Source organism: Micromonospora sp. LZ37 (assembly GCF_059359015.1).
This window is the reverse complement of record NZ_JCADBL010000011.1, coordinates 199264-223288: the sequence shown is the minus strand read 5'-3', so window position 1 is coordinate 223288 and position 24025 is coordinate 199264. Positions and strand designations below refer to the sequence as shown.

At 73.7% G+C, this 24025-nt stretch carries 19 protein-coding genes; 8 read left to right on the top strand and 11 right to left on the bottom strand.

All coding sequences use genetic code 11. From position 1 onward, the window contains the following. The first annotated feature begins 23 nt into the window (after positions 1 to 23). Positions 24 to 1109, top strand: a complete 1086-nt coding sequence (locus AC5L3Z_RS22590; RefSeq protein WP_334531118.1) for a polyprenyl synthetase family protein — start codon at positions 24 to 26, stop codon at positions 1107 to 1109. 76 nt (positions 1110 to 1185) lie between these two features. On the opposite strand, the gene AC5L3Z_RS22585 is transcribed toward AC5L3Z_RS22590, so the two are convergent. After that, the gene (locus AC5L3Z_RS22585) at positions 1186 to 2394 is read right to left on the bottom strand and encodes an MFS transporter (RefSeq protein WP_494844826.1); all 1209 of its coding nucleotides are present in this window, start codon (positions 2392 to 2394) and stop codon (positions 1186 to 1188) included. Positions 2395 to 2551: 157 nt separating this feature from the next. Between AC5L3Z_RS22585 and AC5L3Z_RS22580 the strand changes: the two genes are divergently transcribed. Next, positions 2552 to 3334: an IclR family transcriptional regulator gene (locus AC5L3Z_RS22580; RefSeq protein WP_334531123.1), complete on the top strand. Its 783-nt coding sequence runs from the start codon at positions 2552 to 2554 to the stop codon at positions 3332 to 3334. 850 nt (positions 3335 to 4184) lie between these two features. On the opposite strand, the gene AC5L3Z_RS22575 is transcribed toward AC5L3Z_RS22580, so the two are convergent. After that, positions 4185 to 6311, bottom strand: a complete 2127-nt coding sequence (locus AC5L3Z_RS22575) for a PhoX family protein (protein ID WP_494844825.1) — start codon at positions 6309 to 6311, stop codon at positions 4185 to 4187. Between the two features lie 225 nt (positions 6312 to 6536). On the opposite strand from AC5L3Z_RS22575, the gene AC5L3Z_RS22570 reads away from it, so the two are divergent. Then, a complete protein-coding gene (locus AC5L3Z_RS22570; protein WP_494844878.1) occupies positions 6537 to 7058 on the top strand; it encodes a sigma-70 family RNA polymerase sigma factor in 522 nt (173 codons plus the stop codon). Next, the gene (locus AC5L3Z_RS22565; RefSeq protein WP_494844823.1) at positions 7055 to 7753 is read left to right on the top strand and encodes an anti-sigma factor family protein; all 699 of its coding nucleotides are present in this window, start codon (positions 7055 to 7057) and stop codon (positions 7751 to 7753) included. Before AC5L3Z_RS22570 ends, AC5L3Z_RS22565 begins: the two co-directional genes overlap by 4 nt. A gap of 6 nt (positions 7754 to 7759) precedes the next feature. Here the strand turns inward: AC5L3Z_RS22565 and rarD are convergent, their stop codons facing one another. The 4 genes from rarD to eccE all read right to left on the bottom strand — a co-directional run bounded on the left by rarD (position 7760) and on the right by eccE (position 11562). Beyond that, a complete protein-coding gene (rarD, locus tag AC5L3Z_RS22560) occupies positions 7760 to 8683 on the bottom strand; it encodes an EamA family transporter RarD (protein ID WP_494844822.1) in 924 nt (307 codons plus the stop codon). A gap of 17 nt (positions 8684 to 8700) precedes the next feature. Continuing rightward, on the bottom strand, positions 8701 to 9174 hold the full coding sequence (locus AC5L3Z_RS22555) for a GNAT family N-acetyltransferase (protein ID WP_494844821.1): 474 nt from the start codon (positions 9172 to 9174) through the stop codon (positions 8701 to 8703). Between the two features lie 133 nt (positions 9175 to 9307). Beyond that, a complete protein-coding gene (locus tag AC5L3Z_RS22550) occupies positions 9308 to 9694 on the bottom strand; it encodes a phage holin family protein (protein WP_334530741.1) in 387 nt (128 codons plus the stop codon). A 53-nt stretch (positions 9695 to 9747) separates the two neighbouring features. Next, entirely contained in the window at positions 9748 to 11562 is a 1815-nt protein-coding gene (gene eccE / locus AC5L3Z_RS22545; RefSeq protein WP_494844877.1) for a type VII secretion protein EccE, read from the bottom strand. Between the two features lie 304 nt (positions 11563 to 11866). Here eccE and AC5L3Z_RS22540 point away from each other — a divergent pair, with 304 nt between their 5' ends. Together AC5L3Z_RS22540 and AC5L3Z_RS22535 are read left to right on the top strand one after the other, a co-directional pair. Next, the gene (locus tag AC5L3Z_RS22540; RefSeq protein ID WP_334613994.1) at positions 11867 to 12184 is read left to right on the top strand and encodes a WXG100 family type VII secretion target; all 318 of its coding nucleotides are present in this window, start codon (positions 11867 to 11869) and stop codon (positions 12182 to 12184) included. A 26-nt stretch (positions 12185 to 12210) separates the two neighbouring features. Further along, positions 12211 to 12504: a WXG100 family type VII secretion target gene (locus AC5L3Z_RS22535; protein ID WP_334530747.1), complete on the top strand. Its 294-nt coding sequence runs from the start codon at positions 12211 to 12213 to the stop codon at positions 12502 to 12504. Between the two features lie 107 nt (positions 12505 to 12611). Here AC5L3Z_RS22535 and mycP read toward each other — a convergent pair whose 3' ends face one another. Then, entirely contained in the window at positions 12612 to 13832 is a 1221-nt protein-coding gene (gene mycP / locus AC5L3Z_RS22530) for a type VII secretion-associated serine protease mycosin (RefSeq protein ID WP_494844819.1), read from the bottom strand. Positions 13833 to 13985: 153 nt separating this feature from the next. Between mycP and AC5L3Z_RS22525 the strand changes: the two genes are divergently transcribed. Both AC5L3Z_RS22525 and AC5L3Z_RS22520 read left to right on the top strand, forming a co-directional pair. Beyond that, positions 13986 to 16805 carry an SseB family protein gene (locus AC5L3Z_RS22525; protein WP_494844818.1) on the top strand — a complete coding sequence of 940 codons (2820 nt, stop codon included), beginning with the start codon at positions 13986 to 13988 and terminating at the stop codon, positions 16803 to 16805. Continuing rightward, entirely contained in the window at positions 16802 to 17167 is a 366-nt protein-coding gene (locus tag AC5L3Z_RS22520; RefSeq protein WP_334530771.1) for a UCP033725 family protein, read from the top strand. Before AC5L3Z_RS22525 ends, AC5L3Z_RS22520 begins: the two co-directional genes overlap by 4 nt. A 4-nt stretch (positions 17168 to 17171) precedes the next feature. Here the strand turns inward: AC5L3Z_RS22520 and AC5L3Z_RS22515 are convergent, their stop codons facing one another. The 4 genes from AC5L3Z_RS22515 to AC5L3Z_RS22500 all read right to left on the bottom strand — a co-directional run bounded on the left by AC5L3Z_RS22515 (position 17172) and on the right by AC5L3Z_RS22500 (position 23825). After that, positions 17172 to 18104 carry an alpha/beta fold hydrolase gene (locus AC5L3Z_RS22515; protein WP_494844816.1) on the bottom strand — a complete coding sequence of 311 codons (933 nt, stop codon included), beginning with the start codon at positions 18102 to 18104 and terminating at the stop codon, positions 17172 to 17174. Between the two features lie 74 nt (positions 18105 to 18178). Then, positions 18179 to 18676 carry a hypothetical protein gene (locus AC5L3Z_RS22510; RefSeq protein ID WP_494844815.1) on the bottom strand — a complete coding sequence of 166 codons (498 nt, stop codon included), beginning with the start codon at positions 18674 to 18676 and terminating at the stop codon, positions 18179 to 18181. A gap of 116 nt (positions 18677 to 18792) precedes the next feature. After that, complete coding sequence (locus AC5L3Z_RS22505) at positions 18793 to 21180, bottom strand: immune inhibitor A domain-containing protein (RefSeq protein ID WP_494844875.1); 2388 nt, start codon at positions 21178 to 21180, stop codon at positions 18793 to 18795. Between the two features lie 338 nt (positions 21181 to 21518). Further along, on the bottom strand, positions 21519 to 23825 hold the full coding sequence (locus tag AC5L3Z_RS22500; protein WP_494844813.1) for an immune inhibitor A domain-containing protein: 2307 nt from the start codon (positions 23823 to 23825) through the stop codon (positions 21519 to 21521). Positions 23826 to 24025: the final 200 nt, after the last annotated feature.

The following is a 24025-nucleotide window of genomic DNA, read 5'->3' as shown; positions in this document are numbered from 1 at the left end:
CGAGCAGGTCGAACGGGTGTGGCATGGTTGATGGCGTGGTGATACCGGCGGACGAGCGTTCAGGTGCCGTCGGCTCCGGCGGTCGTCGGAGCCGGGCGGGCACGAGTCAGGTCGGCGCGCTCGGCGTCTACCTCGCCGACCCGCGGGTCGAGGCATCCGTGCTGGGTCTGCTCGACACCGTCGAGGTCGAGTTGCGGGGCAGCGTGGCCAGCGCCGACCCGTTCGTGACCGAGGCGGCCCGGCACCTCGTCGAGGCCGGCGGCAAGCGGTTCCGGCCGCTGCTGGTGGCGCTCGGCGCCCAGTTCGGTGACCCGGCCGCCGCGCAGGTCGTCCCGGCGGCGGTGGTGATGGAGCTCACCCACCTGGCGACGCTGTACCACGACGACGTGATGGACGAGGCCGCCGTGCGGCGGGGCGCCCCCAGCGCCAACTCCCGCTGGACGAACTCGGTGGCGATCCTGGTCGGCGACTATCTCTTCGCCCGCGCCGCGGACATCGCCGCCGACCTGGGCACCGAGGCCGTACGGCTGCAGGCGCGCACCTTCGCCCGGCTGGTGCACGGCCAGATCGCGGAGACCGTCGGTCCCCGCGACGGCGAGGACCCGGTCGCCCACTACCTGCACGTGATCGCGGAGAAGACCGGCTCGCTGATCGCCACCTCGGCCCGCTTCGGCGGCATGTTCTCCGGCGCGTCCGCCGAGCACATCGAGGCCCTCGCCGGGTACGGCGAGACCATCGGCGTGGCGTTCCAGCTCTCCGACGATCTGCTCGACATCGCCAGCGAGTCGGTGCAGTCGGGCAAGACGCCCGGCACCGACCTGCGGGAGGGCGTGCCCACCCTGCCGGTGCTCTACGCCCAGGCCGCGGACGACTCCGACGCCGCCTCGGTGCGGTTGCGGGAGATCCTGGCCACCGGCCCGCTGGTGGACGACGCGCTGCACGCCGAGGCGCTCGGTCTGCTCCGCGAGTCCCCCGCGCTCAAGCGCGCCCGGGAGACCGTCCGCAGCCACGCCGAGGAGGCCCGGGCCCAGCTCGCCCCGCTTCCGCAGGGCCCGGCCCGCCGCGCCCTCGAATCCCTCTGCGACCACATCGCCGACCGCACCAGCTGACCCCACCCCGTTCGACTCCCGCCGATCATGAGGTTGGCGGCACCTTTCGCGATCCACTTCGCCGTCAACCTCATGATCAACGGGTTGGGGTGCGGGGGGACCGGGGGTGGTGGGTGAGCATGCGGCTGCCGGTGAGCATCAGGGCGGCGGCGGCCAGCATCGCCAGCGCGGCCGTCAGCCACATCGTCGGGTAGCCGACCGCGGCGGCGGTGGTGCCGAGACCGAGCGGGCCGAGACAGCCGCCGGCGTACACCCCGGTCTGCGTGATCGACGTGGCGGCGGCCGGGGCCTGCGGGTGCAGCCGGACCACCGCGAAGTTCATCAGCCCCGGCCAGGCCCAGCCCAGGCCGAAGCCGAGCACCACACCGACGACCAGCGGCGCCGTCCCGCCGACGGCGAGCAGCGCCAGCCCGGCCGCGCCGACCACCAGCATCGCGGCGATCACCGCGACGTGCCCGTCGGCCCGCCGGTCGGCGAGCCAGCCCGCGCCGATCCGCGCGGTCACGCACACCGCGCTGCCCAGGGTCAGGAACAACCCGGCCGGCCCCGGCGCGAGGCCGCGCGCCACCGACGAGTCGACCACGAAGGTGCCCAGGGCGTTCGCCGCCGCCGCGGCCAGGGTCGCCGCGACGCCGATCACCACCAGGGCCGCCGTGGCCCGCCCGCCGCGCGCCGCCGCGGCCCGACCGGCCGGTCCGGCTTGCCCCGGGGGTACGGCGGCCAGCGCGGCCAGCGCGGCCACCGCCGCGGCGACGAACGCCCACCGCCAGCCCACGGTCAGCGCGATCGCCGGCACGGCCGCGCCGGCCAGCAGCGTGGAGACCGGGATGGCCGCCTGTTTCACCCCGAAGGAGAGCCCCTGCCGGCGGGCCGGCACGTGCCGGGCCAGCGCCGCGTTGCTGGCGAGCTGACCGAGCGCGTTGGCCGCGGCGCTCAACCCGAGCAGGACCACCAGCACCGGGTACGACCGGGCGAACGCCGCGATGGCGAGGAGGCAACCGGCGGCGAGCAGGATGCCGGCACGGGCCACCACCGCCGGGCCGTGGCGCTCCACGAGCCGGCCGGAGGGCACCGAGGCCAGTGCGCTGACGCCGAAGTAGACCGACACCGCCAGGCCCAGCCCAGCGGGGGAGAAGTCGAGGTCCCGACCCATCTGCACGGCGAGCCCGCCGACCAGGAACACGGGCAGCACGCTGGCGATGGTGGTCACGATGGCGCCGACGCCGGCTCGCACCGGGCGGACGGACGGCTGGCGGGGCGGAAAGGTGAGGGCGGTGTCGGTCATCGTCCGGCCAACCTACGCGAGTCCTCTTGCCGACACCTCGGCGTGTCTCACGGCGACCCGCCTGAACGGGGCTGATCTGGCATTCTCGACCCGAACGGGCGTTCCGCGTCCGGGTGGTTTTTCATATGGTGTAAGTCCCCCGGCGGCGGAGGTGGTTGTGCGCGACCCTCTGGCGGAGCCTTCGGATCTCATCCGGAGCGTTTCCCGCGCGCTACGCGTGCTCGAGTCGGTCGGTCGTGCCCCCAAGGGGCTGACCGTCAAGCAGATCGCCCGCCGGTGCGAGTTGACCGTGGCGACCACCTACCACCTGGTCCGCACCCTGGCCTACGAGGGCTACGTGATCCGCCGGGAGGACGGCACGTACATCGTCGGGCTGGAGGTCGCCGACCGGTACCGGGAACTGGTCACCGCCTTCCGGGGGCCGCCCGCGGTCGGTGAGACGCTGCGCCGGGCCGCCGCGGACACCGGCTGGAGCCACTACCTCGGCCGGTTCGTGGGCGGCCAGGTGGCGATCACCGCGGTCGCCGAGGGCCCCCGCTCGCCGTACCTGGAGGACCTGGTCCCCGGCTTCGACGAGGGGGCGCACGCGACCGCGCTCGGCAAGAGCCTGCTGGCGACCCTCACCGCCGAGCAGCGCTTCCGCTACCTGCGTGAGTACGGCATGCGCCCGTTCACCACCGCGACCCTGACCAGCGTCGAGGCGTTCGAGGCCGACCTGGCCGCCGGGGACCGGCGGGGCATGCAGTTGGAGCTGGGACAGTTCCGCCAGGGCGTCGCCTGCGCGGCCGTCCTGGTCTCGCCGGACAAGGACATGGAGCGCCGGGTGGTGCTGGCCTGCGCGCTGCCCGCGAGCGAGATGATGACCTCCGCCCGGGTGGTCCGGGCCAAGCTGCTCACTGCCGCCCGCGCCGTCGCCGACGGCATCGCCGCCGACGCCTGACCCCTCCGGCGGGCTCCGGCCGCGCCCGATCCGGTCCGGCCCCTGCCCTGCCCCTGCCCTGCCCTGCCCCGGCCCTGCCCCGCCCCGGCCCAGCCCCTGCCCGGCCCCGCCCTGCTTGGCCCCGTTCCGCCCGGCGTGCTTGGCCTAGCTCCCCGCTCGGCCCCTGCCTGGCCTCGCCCCGCCGCCCGGCCCCTGCCTGGCCTCGCCCCGCCGCCCGGCCCTCGCCCGCCGCCCGATCCCGCCTGGCCTGCGTGGCTCGGGCTCCGTGGGCTCCGTGGCTCGGGCCTCGCGTGGGCCCGTGGCTTGGGTCTCGGCGTTGGGTGTGTGGGCTCGGCCTGGGCGCGACGGCGGGGTGGCTTCGGCCTCGGCCTCGCCCGGAAGCGGCTCGGGGCCTCGGCTTGGCACTCATGCGGCTTGGCACCCGTGCGCCTTCTGCGGAACGTGGTGGTCGCCGGTGGCGGTGTCGGAGCGTGACCGTCGTCCGGGGCCGTTGCCTGATGAGCGTGATGCCTCTCAGGTATCAATATGCCTCTCAGGTATCACGCTCGAACACATCATGCTCCCGAGCGGTCCGAGCGGTCCGAGCGGTCCGAGCGGTCCGAGCGGTCCGAGCGGTCCGAGCGGTCCGAGCGGTCCGAGCGGTCCGAGCGGTCCGAGCGGTCCGAGCGGTCCGAGCGGTCCGAACGGCAGAAGCAGCCCGAGCGGCAGCGCGGGCGGGCGGCGGAGCGGGCGGGCGGGCGGCGGAGCGGACCGGGCGGGGGAGCGGGGGCACGCCACGCCGAAGGGCCCCGTCCCTGGCGGGGAGCGGGGCCCTTCGGGGCGGTCCAGCGCCGGACCGCACGGGGTGACGTCAGCTGCCGATCGGGCCGCCGTCCAGCCGCCAGGTGACCACCACGCCCGGCTTGGCGTAGTCGCCGTCCGGCCAGGTCGACGCCGGCTTCTCCACGGTGGCGCCGGTGACCTCTCCCGGGTGCTGCACGGCGACGAACACCGAGCGGTTGTCACCGGTGATGAACGGGCCGCAGGCCTCCGCGCCGAGCGGCACGGTCAGGAACTGCTTCAGGTGGCCCCGCTCCGGTCCCTCGACGGCCGTGGCGAAGAGGCCGTCGTTGCTGCCGAGCGCGTTGCCGTCGGTGGAGATCCAGAGGTTGCCGGTGGCGTCGAAGGCGACGTTGTCCGGGCAGGAGACCGGCGAGACCTTGGTCTTGTCGTACCCGGCGAAGTAGGTCGACGGGTCGGCCGGGTCGCCGGCGACGATCGGCAGCGACCAGGCGAAGGTCTCGGCGGTGTGGTCGCCACGCTCCTCGACCAGCTCCAGGATCTGGCCGTGCTTGTTGAGGTTGCGCGGGTTGGCCTCGTCGGCCGGGGCCTTGCCGGGCTTGCCGCGGTCGGTGTTGTTGGTCAGCGCCACGTACACCTTGCCGGTGTGCAGGCTCGGCTCGACGTCCTCAGGACGGTCCATCTTGGTCGCACCGACCTTGTCCCCGGCGAGGCGGGTGAAGGTGAGCACGTCCGCGGCGGTCATCCCGTCGACGTACGAGCGGTTGCCGCTGACCAGTCTGATCCACCGGCCGGCGCCGTTGAACGCGCCGTCGGCCGGAAGTTTCCCGGAGCCGTCGATCTCGGCGGCGCTGGTCTGGCCGAACTGGGCGACGTAGAGGCTGCCCGACTCCAGCAGGGTCAGGTTGTGCCGGCGGGCCGCCCACGAGTCGCCCGGCATGAACTTCCTGTCGGAGACGAACTTGTAGAGGTAGTCGAAGCGCTCGTCGTCGCCCATGTACGCGACCACGTGCCCGCTGCGGGCCACGATGACGTTCGCGCCCTCGTGCTTGAACCGGCCCAGCGCGGTGTGCTTGCGCGGCCGGCTCTCCGGGTCGAACGGGTCGATCTCCACGATCCACCCGAACCGGTGTGCCTCGTTCGGGTGCTCCGCCAGGTCGAAGCGCTCGTCGGCCCGCTCCCACTTTCGGCTTCCGCTCGGGTACCGGGCGGTGGTGGTGATGCCGTACCGGGCCAGCTTCGGCTTCAGCTCCTCCGGGGCGGCGTCGCCGCCGACGAAGTACTGGTTGAAGTTCTCCTCGCCGGAGAGGACCGTGCCCCAGGGGGTCACCCCGCCGGCGCAGTTGTTCAGCGTGCCGACGACCGTACGGCCCTTCGGGTCGGCGGCGGTGCGCAGCCAGGCCGAGCCGGCGGCGGGGCCGGTCAGCACGAACTTCGTGCCCAGCGCGGTCACCCGCCGGTTGTACGGCCGGCGACCGTGGTCGACCGGACGCCACCGCCCGGTGCCGTCGACCCGCTCCAGCTCCACCACCGACATGCCGTGCGCGGCCATCGCCGTGCGCAACTGCTCGACGGTCAGCGCGTCCATCCCGGTGAAGCCCGGGAACATCAGGTCCTCGTTGGTGTACTCGTGGTTGACCACGAGCAGCGCCCGCCGGCCGCGCCGGTCCAGCGGCAGCACCCCGACGAAGTCGTTGTTGTAGCCGAACTGCTTCGACTGCGCGGCGGCGTTCTGCCCGTGCAGGTCGAACTCCGGCGCCCCCGGCACGACCGGGTCGCCCCAGCGGATGACCACCGCGTGGTCGTACCCGTTGGGGACGACCAGGGTGTCGAGCTGGTTCGGCGGGATCGGCCGGAAGGTCAGCGCGCCGGAGCCGGCCGAGGGCCGCGGGCGGGCCAGGCCGGTCACCTCGGGTACGACCGGCGTGGCCGGCGCGGCGGCGGCCGGGCCGGCGCCGGCCAGGGCACCGGCGGCAGCCCCGCCGAAGCCGAGCACGAGCGCGCCGACCGCGCCGGCCCGGACGACGCCGCGCCGCGACACCTCGGTCTGCACCAGGTCGCCGAAGTACGTGTTGTCGGAGGTGTTGGGGACGGGGTGGTCACAGGCGTTGCCGCACCGGTACAGACAGGTCATCGCATCACGGCTGCCGTGCCGGGTGGCACCGAGCAGCGGGAGCAGCCGGGGACGGTCGCTCATGGAAGGAGCCTCCTGGAAAGCAGGTGGGGAGCACACCGGCACCGCCGACGTGCGTACCGGCCGGACGCTGCCAGGGCGGGGTGAGCGTCCGCCGGACGGGGCGTTACGTGAATGTGAACAGCTGCGGCCGCGGCGTCCGGCCCGACCACCGGTGAACCGAACCGGGTCACCGCGCGTATCCACGGGCGAACGCACTTCGCCGGACTCGCCCCGGAGAGCGAGGGGATCGCCATCAGCGACCACGACGCCCAACTGCTGCGCGCGCTGCACGACGAGCACGCGGAGGCGCTGTACGCGCACGCCCTCCGGCTGGTCAACGGTGACCGCACCCGGGCCGAGGACCTGGTGCAGGAGACCCTGCTGCGGGCCTGGCGGCACCCGGAGTCGCTGGATCCCCGGCGCGGCTCGGTCCGTGCCTGGCTCTTCACCACCGCGCGGAACCTGGCGATCGACGCCTGGCGCCGCCGGTCCACCCGCGTCGGCGAGGTGTTCACCGACGAACTGCCCGAGCCGCCGGAGACGGTCGACGAAGCGGAGCGCGCGGTGGAGGCGTGGACCGTCGCGGAGGCGTTGAACCGGCTCACCCCGACCCACCGGGAGGTGCTGGTCGAGTGCTTCTACCAGGGCCGCTCGGTGGCCGAGGCCGCCGCGAGACTGGGCGTGCCGCCGGGCACCGTCAAGTCCCGCACCCACTACGCGTTGCGCTCACTACGTTTGGTCCTGGCCGAGATGGGGGTGACCGGATGACCCGCTGCGAGTTCGCGCACGACGACGGCGCGTACGTCCTGGGTGCTCTCGCCCCCGCCGACCGCGCCGCCTACGAGCGGCACCTGGTTGGCTGCGCCAGCTGCCGCGAGGCGGTCGCCGAGGTCGCCGTGCTGCCCGGGCTGCTCGGCCGGCTCGACCCGGCCGCCCTGGACGAGTTCCTCCCGCCGCCGCCCCGGCACAGCCAGGTGCCCGCGCTGCTCGACGCCGCCCGGCGCCGCCGCCGCCGCGAGCGGTCCGCCACCCGCGGGCGGTACGCCCTGACCGCGCTGGTCGCCGCCGCGTTCGCCCTGGTGGTGGGGGCCGGTGGGGTGTCCCTGCTGCGCCCTGCGGCGCCGCCCGCGCCGACCGCGCAGGCGGTCCGCATGGTGGCCATGCAGCCGGTGGCGGCGAAGGTGCCGGTGCACGCCGAGATCGGATTGACGGGCACAGACTGGGGCACCGAGGTCACCATGCGGTGCGGGTACGACGCGACCGCCGGCTACGGCAAGGCGTACACGTTCCGGCTGGTGGCGCACGGGCCGGACGGGGCGACGGAGCAGATCGGCTCGTGGCTGGCGGCCCCCGGTGACGACGTACGCCTCAGCGGGGCGACCCGTTTCACCGGCGCGGAGCTGGTCCGCCTGGAGCTGGTCCGCGCCGACGGCACCGCGGTGCTCGGCTACGACGTCCGCTGACCCCGGTCACCGAGGTGCGACGGTGACCGGGGCGGCGGCACGGGCGGCGGCGCGGGTCCGCCGGCCGTGCCGCAGCGCGTCGGCGGTGAAGACCATCAGCGCCGCCCAGACCAGGGCGAAGCCGGCCAGCCGGGCCGGCGGCATCGGCTCGTGGAAGATCAGCACGCCGCAGCCCAGCTGGAGGATCGGGGCGAGGTACTGGAGCATGCCGAGACTGGACAGGGGCAGCCGGTTGGCCGCCCCGGCGAAGAGCAGCAACGGGATCGCGGTGGCCGCTCCGGCCAGTACCAGCAGCGCGGTGTGCCCGGCCGAGACGTGCCCGAAGGTGGCGCGTCCCTGCCCCGCCAGCCATCCCAGGTACACCAGCGCGGGCAGCGCCAGCACCGCCGACTCGACGAAGAGCCCTTCCGCCGCGGGCAGCCCGAGGCGCTTCTTGACCAGCCCGTACCCGGCGAAGCTGAACGCCAGGGTGAGCGCGAGGTACGGCGGGCGGCCGTAGTCGACGGTGAGCACCGCCACGGCCGCCGCGCCGACGCCGAGCGCGGCCCACTGCGCCGGGCGGAGCCGCTCGCGCAGCACGAAGACGCCGAGCAGCACCACGACGAGGGGGTTGATGAAGTAGCCCAGGGCGGTCTCCACCACCCGGTCGGAGTTCACCCCGTAGATGTAGGCGCCCCAGTTGACGGCGATCAGCGCGGCGGCGGCGACGATCCCGGCCAGGGTGCGGGGCCGGCGGGCCAGCGCGTACAGGAAGCCGATGTTGCGCAGCGCGGCCAGCAGCAGGGCGACGAAGAGCACCGACCAGACGATCCGGTGGGCGAGGATCTCCATCGGCCCGGCCGGGCGCAGCAGCTTGAGGTAGATCGGGAAGAAGCCCCAGAGCAGGTAGGCGCCGAAGCCGTACAGGTAGCCGAGTCGGACCGGATTCACCCCTCCACCGTAAGGGGCTATTCCGTGCTCTGTTCCTTTCCGGTGAGCGGGCTCACCGGCGCCTGCCGCCGGTCCAGCTCCATCCAGAGCTCCGGCTTCACGGGGCCGAATCCCAGCTTCGCGTACACGCCGTGCGCGTCGACGGTGGCCAGCAGGATCCGGTGTACGCCCAGCTCGGCCAGGTGGTCGCGGGCCGAAGCGGCGAGCCAGCTCCCCAGCCCCCGTCCCCGTTCCTGGCGCGCCACGTAGACGTCGCAGAGCCAGGCGAAGGTCGCCCGGTCGGTGATCACCCGGGCGACCGCCGCCTGGGTGCCGTCGGCCCGGTACACCCCGAACGCGATCGAGTGGGCGAAGGCGCGCGCCACCGTCCCCCGGCTGCGCCCCAGCGCCCAGTACGCGTCGGTGGAGAGCCAGTGGTGCACCCGGTCCAGGTCGAGCAGGTCCGGGTCGGTGCTGAGCTGGTAGCCGTCGGCGCGGGTCACGGTGAACATCCCGCGACGCTAGTCCGACCGCCCCGCCGCCGCGCCAGCAATTCCCGTCCGCTGGCCGCGCGGGTGTTCGGATCCCGTCCGGCCGCCCGGCCCCCGGACCGGTGCCTTGCGGTCCGGGCGGCCGGGCGAGCGGTCAGTCGCGGTCGAGTACGGCGCCGAGGATCCAGGTGACGATGCCGACGAAGAGCGCCCCGAGCACCGCCTCCGGCCAGAAGCTGTCGACGTGGAAGGGCAGCCCGGCCTGGTCCGCGATCCAGCTGGTGAGCAGGAAGAGCAGGCCGTTGACGACCAGGGCGATCAGCCCGAGGGTGAGCAGGTAGAAGCCACACCCGACGCTCTTGATGATCGGCTGGAGCACCGCGTTGACCACTCCGAAGATCACCGCCACCAGGAGCAGCGTGGTGACCGTCTCGACGGCCGAGTCGGAGTCGAGCGTGATGCCCGGGATGAGCAGCGTCGCCAGCCAGAAGGCCACCGCCGTCGAGCCCAACCGGATCAGAAGGCCCTTCAGAAAACCCATGGCGGGGATCGTGCCACGGGAGATCCACCCGGGGAACCCTCCGCACGCCCGGTTCAGCGCCGACCGGGCCGACCGATCAGCTGCGACTCGATCGGGGTCGGGGAGAGCAGCGCCCAGCGCAGCGCCCGCCGGTTGACCACCGCCACCATGTCGTCGCGGATCCGGGTCAGCCACTCCGCCGAGCCGCCCAGCCCCAGGGCCGCCCCCGCCAGCGCGGCCTCCCGCGGGTCCAGCGGTTGCAGCACCGCCAGGTCGGCCCGGCCCAGGGTGTCCGCGTCGGCCGGGGTGAGCTCGTCGCGTACCACCAGGGTGGCCTGCCAGGCCGGGCCCGCCGTCGGCTCGGCGTCCCCCGCGCCCGCGTCGACGACCAGTAGCAGCGGGCACAGCGGCGAAGCCGGCGCCCCGCCCACCGGCCGCCCGGGCGGGATCACCGCGATACCGCCCCCGACGCCGCCGATCCCGCGGACGAACGGCTCCCAGGCGCGCGGCCGGCCGGTCCGCACCACCACCCGGGCGCCCAGCGCCATCGCCCGCAGCACCAGCAACTGGGCCGCGCGCACCCCGCCGACCAGCACCAGCCGGGTGCCCTCGGCGCGGAACAGCCGGACGGTCACCGCGCCCCCGTGCCGGTTCGCGCCGACCATCAGTCCGGCGTCGCCCAGGCTCAGCTCCAGGGGCTCCGCGTCCCCCGCCGCCGGCGGGACGCCGGCCACCGCGAGCGGCAGCGTCTCGGCCAGCGCGTCCAACTGCTCTCCGTCGAGCCGGCGCAGCTCGGCGCCGGCGTCGGTCACCAGCCGGTACAGCGCCTGCGTCGCGGTGTCCAGCTCGGCCGGGGTGCGGGCGGTCAGTCGTACCGTCAGCTCGACCGGGACGGGCGCGGAGTCGGCGCCGGCTCGCGGCCCGGCGCCCAGTGCCACGCTGGTCGCGGTGGCGGGCAGGGCCAGCAGGCGGGGTACCAGGCGACGGCCCAGGTCGGTGCGCGGGTCCGGCCAGCGCCGCAACCGGAAGCCGGCCTGGCGCAGGTCGCCGGAGCTGACCGACTGCCAGGTCTCCCGGGTCGGCCGCCCGCCGTCGTGATGGGCCAGCTCCCCGAGTACGCGCAGCGCCGCGTGCTCGCCGAGCGGTCGGGCGGTGACCGGCCCGAGCCGGCGGACGATCCGCCGGACCGTGCCGGAGAGGGCCCGGCGCAGCTCCTCGTCGGACCAGCCGTCCACCCGCAGCACCCGGACCGCGAGCAGCGCCCGTTCCTGCCCGGGCAGCCGTCCCTCGGTCAGCTGCCGGTACGAGGTGCCCGCGGTGCCGCCCGCCGTGTCGGGGGCCGGCGCGGGCGCGGAGTGCAGCAGCAGCTGGAGGCGGACGGGAGGATGCTCCGGCGCGCCGGACGGCAGCAGCGCGGCGGGGGTCGGCAGCGGGCGCGGCCCGTCACCGAGCAGGTCACCCGGGTCGCCCAGTTCGAGCAGGGCGGTCAGCCCGTGGGCGTCGTCGACCACCCCGGCCGGGCCGCCGGCCAGCTCCACCGGGCGGATCGCGGCCCCCGGCAGCACCAGTGCCAGCAGCTCGGCCGGACCCGCCCCGGCTTCGAGGCCGTGCCGCCGGGTGGCGTACCCCGCGGCGGTGACCAGCCACTCGAAGAGCCACCGGCCCCGCCAGCGGCACGCGACGGTGACGAGCAGCAGCGCGCTGCCGAGGAGGGCGAGCACCATCGGCCCGACCCCCCGGCCCAGCGCGGCGGCGGGCAGGGCGAGCGCGACCTGCGCCGCCACGACCTGGCCGGCCCGGACGGCCCGCGACGGGCGGGCGGCGGTCGGAATCCACTGTGGCGGCAGGGGCTGGCGCGGGGCCGGCCGCTGCGCGCGCCCGGTCGTCATGACCGTCACCGGTTCTCCTCAGGTCGACACGTCGGGCCGCCCCGGCTGCCCGGCCATCCGCGCGGACCGCTCCGCGACGGCGGCGTGACCCATCGTAGGGGTGCGGGCGGACGCCACGGGTCCCACGGTTGTCCACAGGGGAGGCCCAGGGGGTAGCAGAACCGCGATCGGGTCGCTACCGTCAGCGACGAGATCCGCTGACCGTCGCCGTCGTGGGCCATCGACCCCGGCGACCGGCACGAGCGACGTCCACCCCTGGACGTCCCGACGGCCAGCCCGACCGAGGAGACGAGGTGACGTCCGGGTGTCCCAGACCCAGGCAGAGGCCGCGGTGATGCAGCAGACCGCCGCGAAGTTCGAGCAGGTGGACCAGTCGTTGCAGAGCATGCTCAGCGGCCTGATGGCCGAGCTGGAGGTGTTGCAGCAGGCCTGGCGCGGCGCCGGCGGGCGGTCGTTCGAGCAGGTCAAGCAGCAGTGGTCGCAGGACCAGGCCGCGTTGCAGCGGGCCCTGCGGGAGACCGCGTCGGCGATCCGCACCGCCGGCCAGCAGTACGACGTCTCGGACTCCGAGGCCGCCGGCCGGGTCGCCGGCACCAACCGCGGCATCCAGCTGCCGCTGTAACCAGAACCCGGGAGAGGGAGCATCCGATGGACCACGGTGTGCTGGTCGTCAATTTCGCCGCGCTGCAGCAGGCCGGCGCGGACATCCAGAAGGCGCTGAACACGCTCGACTCGCAGCTCGGCCAGTTGGAGCGGGACGCGGCTCCGCTGGTGGCCGGCTGGGCCGGTGACGCGCAGCAGGCGTACGAGCAGCGGCAGGCCCGGTGGCGGTCCGCCTCGCAGGACCTCCAGGCCATGCTGCGCGACATCAAGCTCGCGGTGGACGACTCCGCGTCCGACTACCTCAACACGGAGAAGCGGAACGTCGGCCTGTTCCAGTGAGCCGGCCCGGTGGCGGCGCCCGACGACCCCGTCGGCGCCGCCACCGTCGTTCCCGCCGCAGCGGCGGAGCCCCGGCTCGGGGCGGCGAAACTCCGGTGTGGGGCGGGTCAGGCCGGCCCGGCGGGACGCCAGCCGCGGCGGGTACCGCGGGGCAGCACCACGGCCAGCAGCACCGCCACCACCACCGCCGCTCCGGCGACCGTGGCCACCAGCACGGCGCGATCCCGCGCGGCCGCCCGGCGGGCCCGCTGGGCCAGCACCGCCGGGTCGGGCCGGTCCGCCGGCAGCGTCGCCGCGACGGACCGCCCCGCCGGGCCCGAGCCGGCGTCGGTGACCGCCCGGTACGGGTTGAGGACTCCGGCGCCGTACCCGCCCCGGTCGTCGCCCGGCGCCGGGTCGGCGGTGCCCACGATCCGCTGCGCCACCTGGGCCGCGGTCAGGCTCGGCCGGTACTGGCGGACCAGCGCCGCGGTCGCCGCCACGAAGGGTGTGGCGTAGCTGGTGCCCTCGGCGCGCAGGTGCCCCTGCACCGGGGCGGCCATCAGCACGTCCCCACCCGGCGCCACGAGGTCGACGTACGGGCCGGTCTGGGAGAAGCCCGCCCGGGAACCGTCCGGTGCGATCGCCCCGACCCCGAGCACCCCGTCGTACGCGGCGGGGTAGGGGCGTGGGTCGCCGTTGTCGTGCAGGTTGCCGGCGGCGGCCACCACGACCACGTCCCGGCGTACCGCGTAGGCGACCGCCGCCCGGACGGCCGGGTCGTCGGCGTACAGCACGACGGAGAGGTTGAGCACGTCGGCGTCGTGGTCCACCGCCCACCGGATCGCCCGGGCGAAGTCGGCCGCGCTGACCGTACGTCCCGACTCGCGCCCCTCGACCACCTGCTGCTCGCTGACCCGTACCGGCAGGATGCGGGCCCGGGGCGCGAGCCCGTGGAAGGCGACCCCGGCGCCCGGGGCGGCGGCGATGATGCTGGCCACCCCGGTGCCGTGACCGGCGCAGTCCCGGGTGCCGTCCCCGCCCCGGTCGAGGAAGTCGGCGCCGTCGAGCACCTGTCCCCGCAGCTGCGGATGCCGACTGTCGACGCCGGAGTCGACGACCGCGACGGTGATCCCCGCGCCGGTGGCCAGCGGGGCGAGCCGCTCCGGGGCGTACCGCTGCTGGGGCCAGGGGGTGGCGGCGACCGGCCGGACGGGGGCGAGTGGGGTGGCGCAGGCCGGCGCGGCGGCCCGCGCCGGGGTGGCCGACGACACGGCGAGGGCGGGCAGGGCGGCGAGCAGGACCGTCGCCACGCTCGTGACGGCCGATCGCGCGCCGGGTCGGGACATCGACCGCCTCCGTATCGTGTCGACTCCGGAACCGGATGTTAGCGCCTCACAGGTATGCCCGGCGGGCCGCCGCCGTCCAGCCATTGTGATCGCGTTCCCACCTTGTAGGTTGTACGCGATGCCTATGGCCTGTTCGCGGGAGGAGAGGTGGCCGTGACCGACTGGGAGCCGGCTACCGAGGCCGAGGTGGCGCTGCGGGACGCGCTGCAGGCCAACGACCAGGAACTCTACTTCCGTGTCCTGGCCCGGACCGAGCTGTTCCTCCCGGTCTCCGCGCAGGCCCTCGCCGGCGAGGCGCCGATGGGCTGGGGCACCTGGACCACCGGCGGCCGGACCCACGTGCTGGCCTTCACCTCCCTGGCCGCGCTGCACGCCTGCCTGGGCGCCACCGCCGGGCCGAGCCGGCGCAGCCCGTTCGCCGACCTCGCCGCCGCCTGGCCCAACCACGAGTGGTGGCTGGCCGTCAACCCGGGCCTGCCGGTCGAGGGCTACCTGCCGGCCTGGTTCGTCTCCCAGCTCTCCCGTGGGGACGTCCGCCTGCCCGGCCGTACCCTGGGTGCCCGAGCCCGGCTGGAGCGGGCGGAGTCGCTGGCCCGGGCCCGGGCCGACGGCGGGTCCGGTCGCGAGCCCACGGCGGGCCGGTCCGACACCGCCGACCGGACGGCGTCCGGCGGGGCGCCCCGGACCGCGGCGCCACCGACCGCTGTCGGCGACCCGCCCGGCGGGTACGCGCCGCCCGCCACGCCGACGCGCGTACCGGTGGCGCCCCACCCGACCGACGTGCCGGCCCCCCGCTCGTCCGTCGCGGACGCAGGCCGCCCGGCCGGCGCCGACCCGGTCGCCGCCGGCGGCCCGACGGGCGGCGATCCCGTCGCCGGCGGACGAACGGCCGGCAGCGGCCCGGTCGCCGCCGGCCAGCCGGCCGGCACCGACGTCGCCGTCGACGGTCGGCCGCCCCGCGACGGGGTCCCGGCGAGCGGCCGTCCCGCCGCCGCCCCGACCGAGCCGGCCTGGCTGGGCGCCTCCCGGCGGCGTCACCTCGGCGGCCTCGGGCAGCCCCCCTCCACGGGTGCCGACGCGGCCGGGACCAACGGTCGTACCTCCTTCTTCGAGCCCGCCTCCGCGCGCGGTGCGGCGGCCCGAGCGGTGCGGGACAATCCGCTGCGCTCCGGGGACCGGGCCGTCCCGCCCCGGCCCGGGCTCGGTGGCCAGCCCTTCCCGAGGCGCCGGCCCGCCACCGCGCCGAGCGGCGACGAGGCGACCCGGGCATTCCGGGTCGACACGCCGGACGAGCAGGTCACCCAGCCGATTCCGGCACCGGAACCACCGTTCGTGGCCCGCCGGCCCGACCCCCTGGCGCAGGAACCCACCCGGGCGTTCCGGGTGGACCCGCCCGGCGTCGAGGCGACCCAGGCGCTACCGCGACGGCAGCCGACTCCGGCCGAGGAACCGACCCAGCCGCTCCCCGACCCGGCCGGGTGGCCCGCGCCGCCGTCCGGGCCGGAGGTCACCGAGGAGCTTCCGCCGTCCATCGCCGAGCCGGTCTCCGGGCCCCCGGCGCCGCGACGCGGCTTCACGCCCATCGTCATCGAGGGCACCGTCATCGAGTCCCGGGACCTCCCGGCGTCGTCGGCGGCCACCGTCGGGGACGGACCCGTCCCGGGCGGCGGCACGGCGACCCGGAACGGACCGGCGGGCGGGGGGCTCTTCGCCGAGTCCCCGCCGATCGCCCCGGCTCCCACCTCCTTCGCCCCGGTCCCGCCACCTCCTGCTCCCTCGGCCCCGGTGTCACCGGCCCCGGATCTCCCGGCGTCGACCTCGGTGTCACCGGCTCCGGTCTTCCCGGCTCCGGTCTCGCCCGCCTTCGTGTCGCCGGCTCCGGTCTCCCCGGCCCCGGAGGCCGGCCCGGCCGCTCCCACCGAGCCGGATCCGTCGGCCACTCCCACGTCCCAGGACGTCGCGGGAACGCCGACCGGGCCGACCGGTACGGCCGCCGAGCTGCTCGCCTTCCAGCCGGCCAACGACGTGGAGGAGAACCTGCTGAACGCCGCCGGGGCGGGCAGCACCGACACCTTCCTCTCCACCCTGCTGCTGGCCCGGGTGCTGCTCCCGGTCGCGCCCGACTCGGCGCCGGGCAGCCGCCCCGGCGATCCCGGCTTCGTGTGGCGCACCGATCAGCTGGACGGCGAGAAGTACGTGGTGGTGCACACCTCGCCGGAGCGGCTGGCCGACCACGGCGGCGAGCCGGTGGAGACGGTCGAGGTCCGCTTCGTGCAGTTGATCCGGCGCTGGCCGGATCCGGCCTGGTCGTTCGCGGTCAACCCGGGCAGCCCGATCGGGGCCAAGCTGCCCGGCGAGCAGATCGTCGGCCTGGCCAACTGGGCGGCCGAGGTGGGGCTGGGCGACGACGCCGACGTCGAGCCGGAGGCGGCCGCCGCCGAGCAGCCGGTCGAGCGCCCCCGGTACGCCCCACCGGTCACCGACCCGACCCGGCCGGTGGCGATGCAGAAGGCGGTGGCGCCGAGCCAGCTCGCCTACTACCTGGAGCGCGGGTACGACCGGGTCTCCGGCTTCGTGCACCGGGCCAACGAGCTGGCGCACCTGAACACCCCGGCGCAGCTGCACGACGCGCTCGGCCTGGGCTACCCGGGCTCCCCCTTCGCCCGCGACGCCGACCGGATCTACGTGCTGCGCTGGCCGGCGTACCGGCCGAGCCTCTACCGCATCCCGTACGGCGGGCAGAACGAGGCCGCCATGCGGGCGATGGAGGGCTGGGTCATCGAGCGGGCACCGTTCCGGGGCAACGGGTTCGCCCCGGGCGAGAGCAGCGACGTGGTGGCCGAGTTCAAGGTGGACAGCGCCCGGCTGCCGCACGGCGCGCAGCTGTGGCGCATCGGCGCGGACGGCACCGAGCGGGTGATCGCCATCCTCGACACCGACGCGCTGCTCTGGCGACAGGTGGGTGAGCCCTGATGCGCGACGGTTACGTGGTCCGCTGGCGCGGCCGGGAATACCAGGCCAGCCCGGACGGCGACGACGTCCGGATCTACCAGTCGGAGCCCGCCGAGGGCTTCGAGGAGGTACGCCCCGGCCGGCACGTCCGGGTCCTGCCCGCCGCCGAGGTCGAGGGGTTGGCGTACGTGCGGACCACCTGCACCTGGCAGGGGCAGCCGTTCATCGTGCTCGGCGAGCACGACGGCTGGTTGCGGGTGGAGTACACCGGCGGTCGCTGGCCGGTGGCCCAGGCGATGGGCCTGGAGGTCTTCGACTTCGGCGTCTACCAGGGCTGGGCGCCGGCGGCCGAGGTCGCCGACCTGCGCGAGCAGCGGGTCTGAGCGGTCAGGACTTCGTCCAGCGCAGGATCTCGCCGAGCACCACGTCCCGCGCCTCGACGTGCGGGAAGTGCCCGACCCCGTCGAGCAGCCGCCATTCGTACGGGGCGACGACGTACCGGCCGGAGCCCTGGGCGGTGCGGGGCAGCGCGGCGACGTCGACCGCGCCGTGCAGTTGCAGGGTCGGGGTGACCAGGGGTTTCTGCATCAGCCGGACGAACCGGTAGCCGTGCAGGCGCAGCACCGACCGGAACGCCCACCGGTAGCCCTCCATCGCGCAGAAGGCCGCCTGCGGGATCTGCATGGCCTCCCGGCAGTGGTCCGCGTACGCGCGGAACTCCGGCCCGGCCACCCAGTCCGGCCCGCCCCAGCGGCGCAGCATCTCCTCGACGCTGGCCGCGCCGTTGCGGGTGAGCACGTGCTCGTACCGGGGCAGCTGGAACTTCAGCGCCGGCGTGGAGGCGGCGAACTGCCCGCGCGGGTCGGCGAAGAGGGCGGCCCGCAGGCGCAGCGGGTGCGGCGCGCCGAGCACCACCAGTCGCCGTACCAGGGTCGGGTGGAACGAGGCGGCCGTCCAGGCGACCATGCCGCCCGCGCCCGCGCCGACCAGCGTGGCGGAACGTTCGCCGAGGGCCCGGATCAGGCCGGCCACGTCGGCGGCGAGGGTGTAGCCGTCGTACCCCCGGGGTGGCTTGTCGCTGGCGCCGTAGCCGCGCAGGTCGACGGCGACCGCCCGGAACCCGGCGTCGGCGACCGCCGGGAGCATCTCGTGCCAGGCCCACCAGTACTCGGGGAAGCCGTGCAGGAAGAGCACCATCGGGCCGGTGCCCGCCTCGACCACGTGGAACCGGGTGCCGTTGGCTCCGACGAAGCGGTGTGTCCACGGCCCCTCGGTGAGGACACAGGACTCGTCGACGGGTCCGCCACGCTGCTCGGTCATGGGGCACAGCCTAGGACCCCGGTGCAGGCTGACCGTCTCGGCGACCCGGTGGGTGGTCGCAGCGCCGGGTCCGGTCAGCCGACCCGGCTGATTTTGACGATGCTCGCGCGGGTGCCCGGCCCGCAGTCGTGGGCCGGGTCGGGGGGCGCGATGGTGACCAGCACGGTGGTGCCGGTGCCGAGGGTGCCCACTCCGCTGCCGTGCAGGGCGTACTCCCGGCCGTCGTCGGTGACCAGGCCGTAGCAGGGGCCGGAGCCGCCGCGGGTGATCCGGCCGGCGAGCACGTCCGTCACGCGGCTGTCGGTGGGCTTCTTCGGCGGTCCGGCAGGTCGCGGCAGGGTCGGCGGCTCGGTGGCGGAGAGCGGGGTGGGCCGGCCCGCGGACGGGACCGGCGAGCCCGCCGGCGGACCGGAGGGCGCGGTCGCGGGCGGGGAGCCCGCGCCGGCCGAGGCGGACGGGCGCGGGGGCGTCGGGTCGTCGGACACGGGGTCTCCGTTCCCGGCGCAGCCCGCCAGGGGTACGAGCAGCGCCAGCGCGAGAGCGGCCGGCAGGGCGGCGGTTCGTGGTGTCACCCGGATGGGACTCGCCGGGGGCCTGCACGGTTCCGTCCCGGGGCGGGCCCCCGGCGGAAAGGGCGATGCCCGGGCAGGTGACCTGCCCGGGCATCGGTGGAACGTTGATCAGCGGATCAGGAGAAGCGGACCTTCATCGAGGTGCCGTCCTGCTTCAGGACCCGGATCTTGGTGCCGGTGGCGGGGAGCTTGACGCCGTGGTTCGGCAGCTCCTCGTACCAGTACTTCTTGGTGTCGTCGAACAGCGGCTGCGCGGCCTGGCCCCGGATGTAGGAGGGCTGGCTGTTGATGTGCAGCGTGAACGAGTCCGCCTTCTTCAGGCTGAACGGCGCGTCGTAGACCTGGACGCGGGCCCGCCAGGGGTTACCGGTCAGGTTGTAGATCGGCCGCGGGTGCGCGTCGATGATCATGTTCCGACCCTCGCCCGGGTGGACGAAGGTGTCGTTGTCGGCCCACCGGAGGTTCCAGTAGGAGATCAGCAGACCCTCCTGGTACGCGTAGTGGTCCACGTAGTCCGGGCGGGTGTTCGCGTAGCCGAAGAAGTACGGGCCGGTCTTCAGGTACTGGTCGTACGAGACGTACGACCGGTTGCCGGCGATGTAGTAGTTGTCGAACTTGCGCTTGTAGGTCTCCTCCACGGTGGTCCAGCCGTTGAAGGTCCAGCCGTTGGCGCCGGCCTCGGCACCGTCGCTGAGCACGGTCTGCCCGTCGGCGGTGATGGTGATCGCGTCACCGTAGAAGCCACCCGAGGAGACACCACCGTCGGTCTGGTAGCGCAGCCGGAACTGCACGACCTTGCCGGCCGCGGCGTCCATCGGGATGTTGACGTCGACCCACTGGCCGCCGCTGGAGCCGTCCAGGGCGAAGCGCCCGGCGGAGATCTCCTTGAGCGCCTTGCCGTTGGCCGTACCCGGCAGCGTGGTCCAGCTCTGGCCACCGTCGGTCGAGGCCTCGAAGAAGAGGTAGTCGTAGTCCTCTTCGATGTTGTAGCGACCCTTCATCGTCAGCGCGGCGCTGGTCTTCCCGGTGAGGTCGATCGTCCGCGTCATCGTGGTGTTCAGGTCGTCGTCGTTGCCGGAGAAGTACTGCTTGGTCCCCTCGAACGGCTTGCCGTTCTCGAAGGTGTACTCCCGCTGCGGCAGCACCACCACGGCGGCCTGCGCCTTGGCGGAGTTGTACTCCTGCGGACCGAGATCCAGGGTGCGCTGCTGGCCGGCCTTGATGACCTCGTAGTCGAGCCAGCCGAGCTGGAGCTTGTTCCAGGCGCCGAGGTCGCCGCCCCGCTCGCCGATGCCACCGTCGTTCTTGGCGCCGAGCCGGCTCTGGGCCATCAGGGTCCAGTGCTCGTTGTTGTTGTCCCCACCACTGGTGACGTTGTAGTCGTCCGGCAGACCGAGGTCGTGGCCGTACTCGTGGTAGAAGACGCTCCGGCCGCCGTTCTCCGGCTGGATCGTGTAGTCACCGATCCAGACGCCGGTGGTGCCGATCTGGGTGCCGCCGGCCGGGAAGTTCTCCGGACCGGTGCTGCCCTGGTCGGAGGCGAAGGCGTACCAGCGGTGGCTCCAGATGGCGTCCTCACCCTGGTACGGGTCACCGTCGGCCTGGTCGCCGCCGGAGTGGACGATCTGGAAGTGGTCGATGTAGCCGTCCGACTCGTTGAAGTTGCCGTCGGCGTCGAAGTCGTAGCGGTCCCACTCGTCCATCGCCTTGACGTCGGCGGCGATCTGGGCGTCGGTGCGACCCTGAGCCTTCTGGTCCGCGACCCACTTGTTGGCGGCGTCGCGAACGAGGGCCCAGGTGTTGGTGCAGACGTTCGAGGCGCAGGGGTAGCCGTCGGAACGGCCGTACCGGGCCTCGTTGTACTGGACCTTGACCCAGTCGGTGACGGTGCCGTTGACGCTGTAACGACCCGAGGACTGGGCCTCGTAGTACTGCTTCAGCGACTCGTCGCCCTGACCGGTTCCGAAGTAGAGCTTGCGGAAGTAGTCAGCGCTGTAGTCGGCCTGCCAGACGGTGGAGTTGTCCACCGCGCGGTTGGGGGCCGGGATCTCGTTGTGCAGCGGCCCGTCGAACCGGGTCGGGCCCGGGGTGTCCGGGTCGGTGTCCTGGTCCGGGTAGTTCGGGTGCCGCTCGTTGCCGAACTCCGCGAGGATCACGAAGATCTTGTCGGTCCGCTTGCGGGCGAGCTCGACGTACTGGTCCTCCGTCTGGCCGCCGGCCGACGCCACCCGGGCGTTCTGGCCGTCAGCCTGGGTCTTGCCCACCTTGACGACCGTGCTGCCGTTGATCTTCTGCGCCTTCGCCTTGCCGGAGAGAACCTCGCTGAGGCCCTCCTGGCGCAGCGCCCGCCGCTTGTCCTCGAGCGGGTTGGGCAGATCGTGGTCCTTGTGGGCGGGTTCGGCGACCGATGGGGCGGCCGCCGGCAACTTCGGCGTCGGCGCGGCGCTGGCGGACGTGCCCGTCACCAGACCTGTCGCCGTCAGCGAAAGCCCGAGCAGACCCACTGCGACTTTGCGCACGTGGTACCTCCGGTGTGAGGGAACCGGCCCAACGGGGGTACAGGCCGGTGGAGACGCCCCACCGGTGACACCGGTGGGACCAATGGTGAACATAGACACTGCCGGGACCACTGGGAAGACGTGTGCGTCGATTTGTTGCAAGATTTTGTTGGCAACGCTTTTCACCGTCACAATCGGACTTCCCATCCACGGCCATGAGCAGCCGGGACCTCGACGACGGCAATTGCAGTGACAGTTTTCGATCACTTTGCGGTGGCCTGCAAAGCAGGCGGGGCCGGTGGCATCCGCCACCGGCCCCGCCGTCGAAATCGTTGATCAGTCGATCAGTTGGTGACCTTCACGACCATGTCGTCGGTCGGGTTGGTGCCCTGCTTCAGGATCTCGATCCTGGTGCCGGTGCCGGCCACCTTCACCGAGTTCCACGGGTTGCTGTTGTTCCAGTACTTGTTCGCCCCGCTGTCGGTGAAGACCGGGTTCGCCTCGAGCGCCGGGACCGTGACCGGGACACCGTTGCGGTGGAAGGTCTGGGCCGGCTTGGCGTACCGGCTGAAGGTCGCGTCGTAGCCGTTGCGGCGGTTGCTGATGGTGCCCACGCCGTCGACCTTGATCTGACCCGGGCGGACGTCCACCGGGAGGTTCAGGCCGTAGCCCGGGTGCTCCGAGGTGTTGTTGTCGCCGTAGGCGTAGTTCACGTACCAGACGAGCATGCCCTGGTGGTTGGAGAAGCGCTCCACCCAGTTCGGGCGGGTGGTGGCGAAGCCGTAGTTGTACCCGCCGGTCCGCAGGGTGTCGTCGTACCCGAGGTAGGTCCGGTTCTCCGCGATGTAGAAGCGGGGGTACGTGGCGGTCACCGAGCCGGTCATCCGGGTGAAGCCCTTGGCCGTCCACGCCGCGTCCAGCGTCTCCGCGCCATCGGTCCAGACGGCGGCGCCGTTGCGGACCAGCGACACGTCGTCCAGGAACGCGCCGGCGAGGTGCACGCCGCCGTCGGTCTGGTAGCGGTAGCGGAACTGCACGGTCTGCCCGGCGTACGCCGACAGGTCGTAGCTCAGGTCGACCCAGTTGCCGCTGGTGGAGCCGTCGACCCCGGTCTCACCGGCGTCGATCGAAGAGGTGCGCAGCGGTGCCCAGGTGGCGCCACCGTTGGTGGACACCTCGGCGTAGAGGTAGTCGTAGTCCTCTTCGATGTCGTACCAGGCCTTCGCGGTGATCGACGCGGAGGTCGCACCGGTCAGGTCCAGCTGGCGGGTCAGCGTGGTGTTCAGGTCGTCCGCGCTGCCGCCCCACCACTCGTTCGCCCCCGCGAACGGGGTGTTGTACGAGGTGGTCTGGGTCTGCGCCGGCAGGTTGACCACGACCGCCTGGGCCTTCGGCCCGTCGCTGTCACCGGCCGGGCCGAGGGTCACCTGGGTGCTGCCCTTGCCGTACGCCACGGTCGAGTGGTTCAGCCAACCGAGGTACAGCTTCGACCACGGGTCCATGTAGCCCGGGGTCGATCCGATGTCGTCCTTGCCGTGGCTGAGCCACGAACCCGAGGCCATCAGGCTCCAGAAGCCGACACCGTTGTCGCCACCGGCCGTGTCGTACAGGTCCGGCAGGCCGAGGTCGTGGCCGTACTCGTGGGCGAAGACGCCCAGGCCGCCGTTCTCCGGCTCGGTGGTGTAGTCCCGGATCCACATGCCGGTGTCACCGATCTGGACACCACCGGCGAGGTTGCCCGCCGGACCCGCGGAGCCCGCGAGGTTCGGGAAGGCGGCCCACCGGTGCGACCAGATGGCGTCCTCGCCCTCGGCGCCGCCGCCGGCCTCCTCGCCCTCACCGGCGTGCACCGCCTGGAAGTGGTCGATGTAGCCGTCGGCCTCGTTGAAGTCGCCGTCGCCGTCGAAGTCGTACCGGTCCCAGATGTCGAACTGGGCCAGGTACTCCTTGATCTGGGCCGGGGTCTTCCCCGCCGCGATCTGGGCGTCGTACCAGGAGGTGGCGCTGTCCTTGACGAAGTTCCAGTACCCGTCGGCCTCGGAGATCTTGGGGCTGCCGTACCGCGCCTCGTTGAACGGAACCTTGACCCACTCGCTCACGTCGCCGTTGACTGTGTAGCGACCACCGGACTGCTTGGCGTAGAAGTCCCGCATCGACTCGCCGGGACCGAACATCATGTCCTGGTAGTGGGCCCGGTTGAAGTCGGCCCGCCAGAGCGTGCTGTTGTCGTCGGTGGCGCCGCCGTCCCAGTCGCGGTCCGGCTCGGGGATCTGGTTACGGACCGGGCCGGCAGCTCCGCCGGTCCGGGCGTCGATCCGGTCGCCGAACTCGACCAGCATCGTGAAGATCGGATCGGTCTTCGGCGGCTGCTGGTACTCGACGAACAGGTCGTCCTTGACCTGGATGACCTTGGAGCCGTTGCGCGTCTGGAGCTTGGCCTTGCCCTGGAGCAGGTCGGCGATGGCCTGCTTGCGCACCTCCCGCTGCTGATCCGCCTTCGGATCCGGGAGGTTGTCCCTGCCGTGCTTCGCCCGGTCGGCGCCGGGAGCGGGCTCCGCCGCCGGAGCGGCGGAGGCCGGGGCCGTGACGACGCCGGCCGCCAGCAGCGCGGCCGCGGCCGAAGCCAGGCCCGCCGTGACTCGTCTCCTCAAAGGTCCTCCTCCTTTGTGGAACTGTTACATGACGGTGCCTGCCGAAGCGGGTGGTGTCATGTGATGCGTCACTCACGATGGCAGAGGCTGCGACGATTGTCACGGGTCAATTACCGGGTTGACCGGCCAACATTCCCGGTCAAAAACCCCCTAAGCGCCGTGCGGATGCGTCGCCTCATCACGTCACGTTTTGGCCACGA

Excerpts from the sequence above, each read along its gene's own strand:
- AC5L3Z_RS22550 (WP_334530741.1), bottom strand. The coding sequence starts at position 9,694 with ATGGGTTTTCTGAAGGGCCTTCTGATCCGGTTGGGCTCGACGGCGGTG.
- AC5L3Z_RS22565 (WP_494844823.1), top strand. The coding sequence starts at position 7,055 with ATGACCCGCTGCGAGTTCGCGCACGACGACGGCGCGTACGTCCTGGGT.
- AC5L3Z_RS22575 (WP_494844825.1), bottom strand. The coding sequence starts at position 6,311 with ATGAGCGACCGTCCCCGGCTGCTCCCGCTGCTCGGTGCCACCCGGCAC.
- AC5L3Z_RS22535 (WP_334530747.1), top strand. The coding sequence starts at position 12,211 with ATGGACCACGGTGTGCTGGTCGTCAATTTCGCCGCGCTGCAGCAGGCC.
- AC5L3Z_RS22590 (WP_334531118.1), top strand. The coding sequence starts at position 24 with ATGGTTGATGGCGTGGTGATACCGGCGGACGAGCGTTCAGGTGCCGTC.
- AC5L3Z_RS22515 (WP_494844816.1), bottom strand. The coding sequence starts at position 18,104 with ATGACCGAGCAGCGTGGCGGACCCGTCGACGAGTCCTGTGTCCTCACC.
- AC5L3Z_RS22555 (WP_494844821.1), bottom strand. The coding sequence starts at position 9,174 with ATGTTCACCGTGACCCGCGCCGACGGCTACCAGCTCAGCACCGACCCG.
- AC5L3Z_RS22585 (WP_494844826.1), bottom strand. The coding sequence starts at position 2,394 with ATGACCGACACCGCCCTCACCTTTCCGCCCCGCCAGCCGTCCGTCCGC.
- mycP (WP_494844819.1), bottom strand. The coding sequence starts at position 13,832 with ATGTCCCGACCCGGCGCGCGATCGGCCGTCACGAGCGTGGCGACGGTC.
- eccE (WP_494844877.1), bottom strand. The coding sequence starts at position 11,562 with ATGACGACCGGGCGCGCGCAGCGGCCGGCCCCGCGCCAGCCCCTGCCG.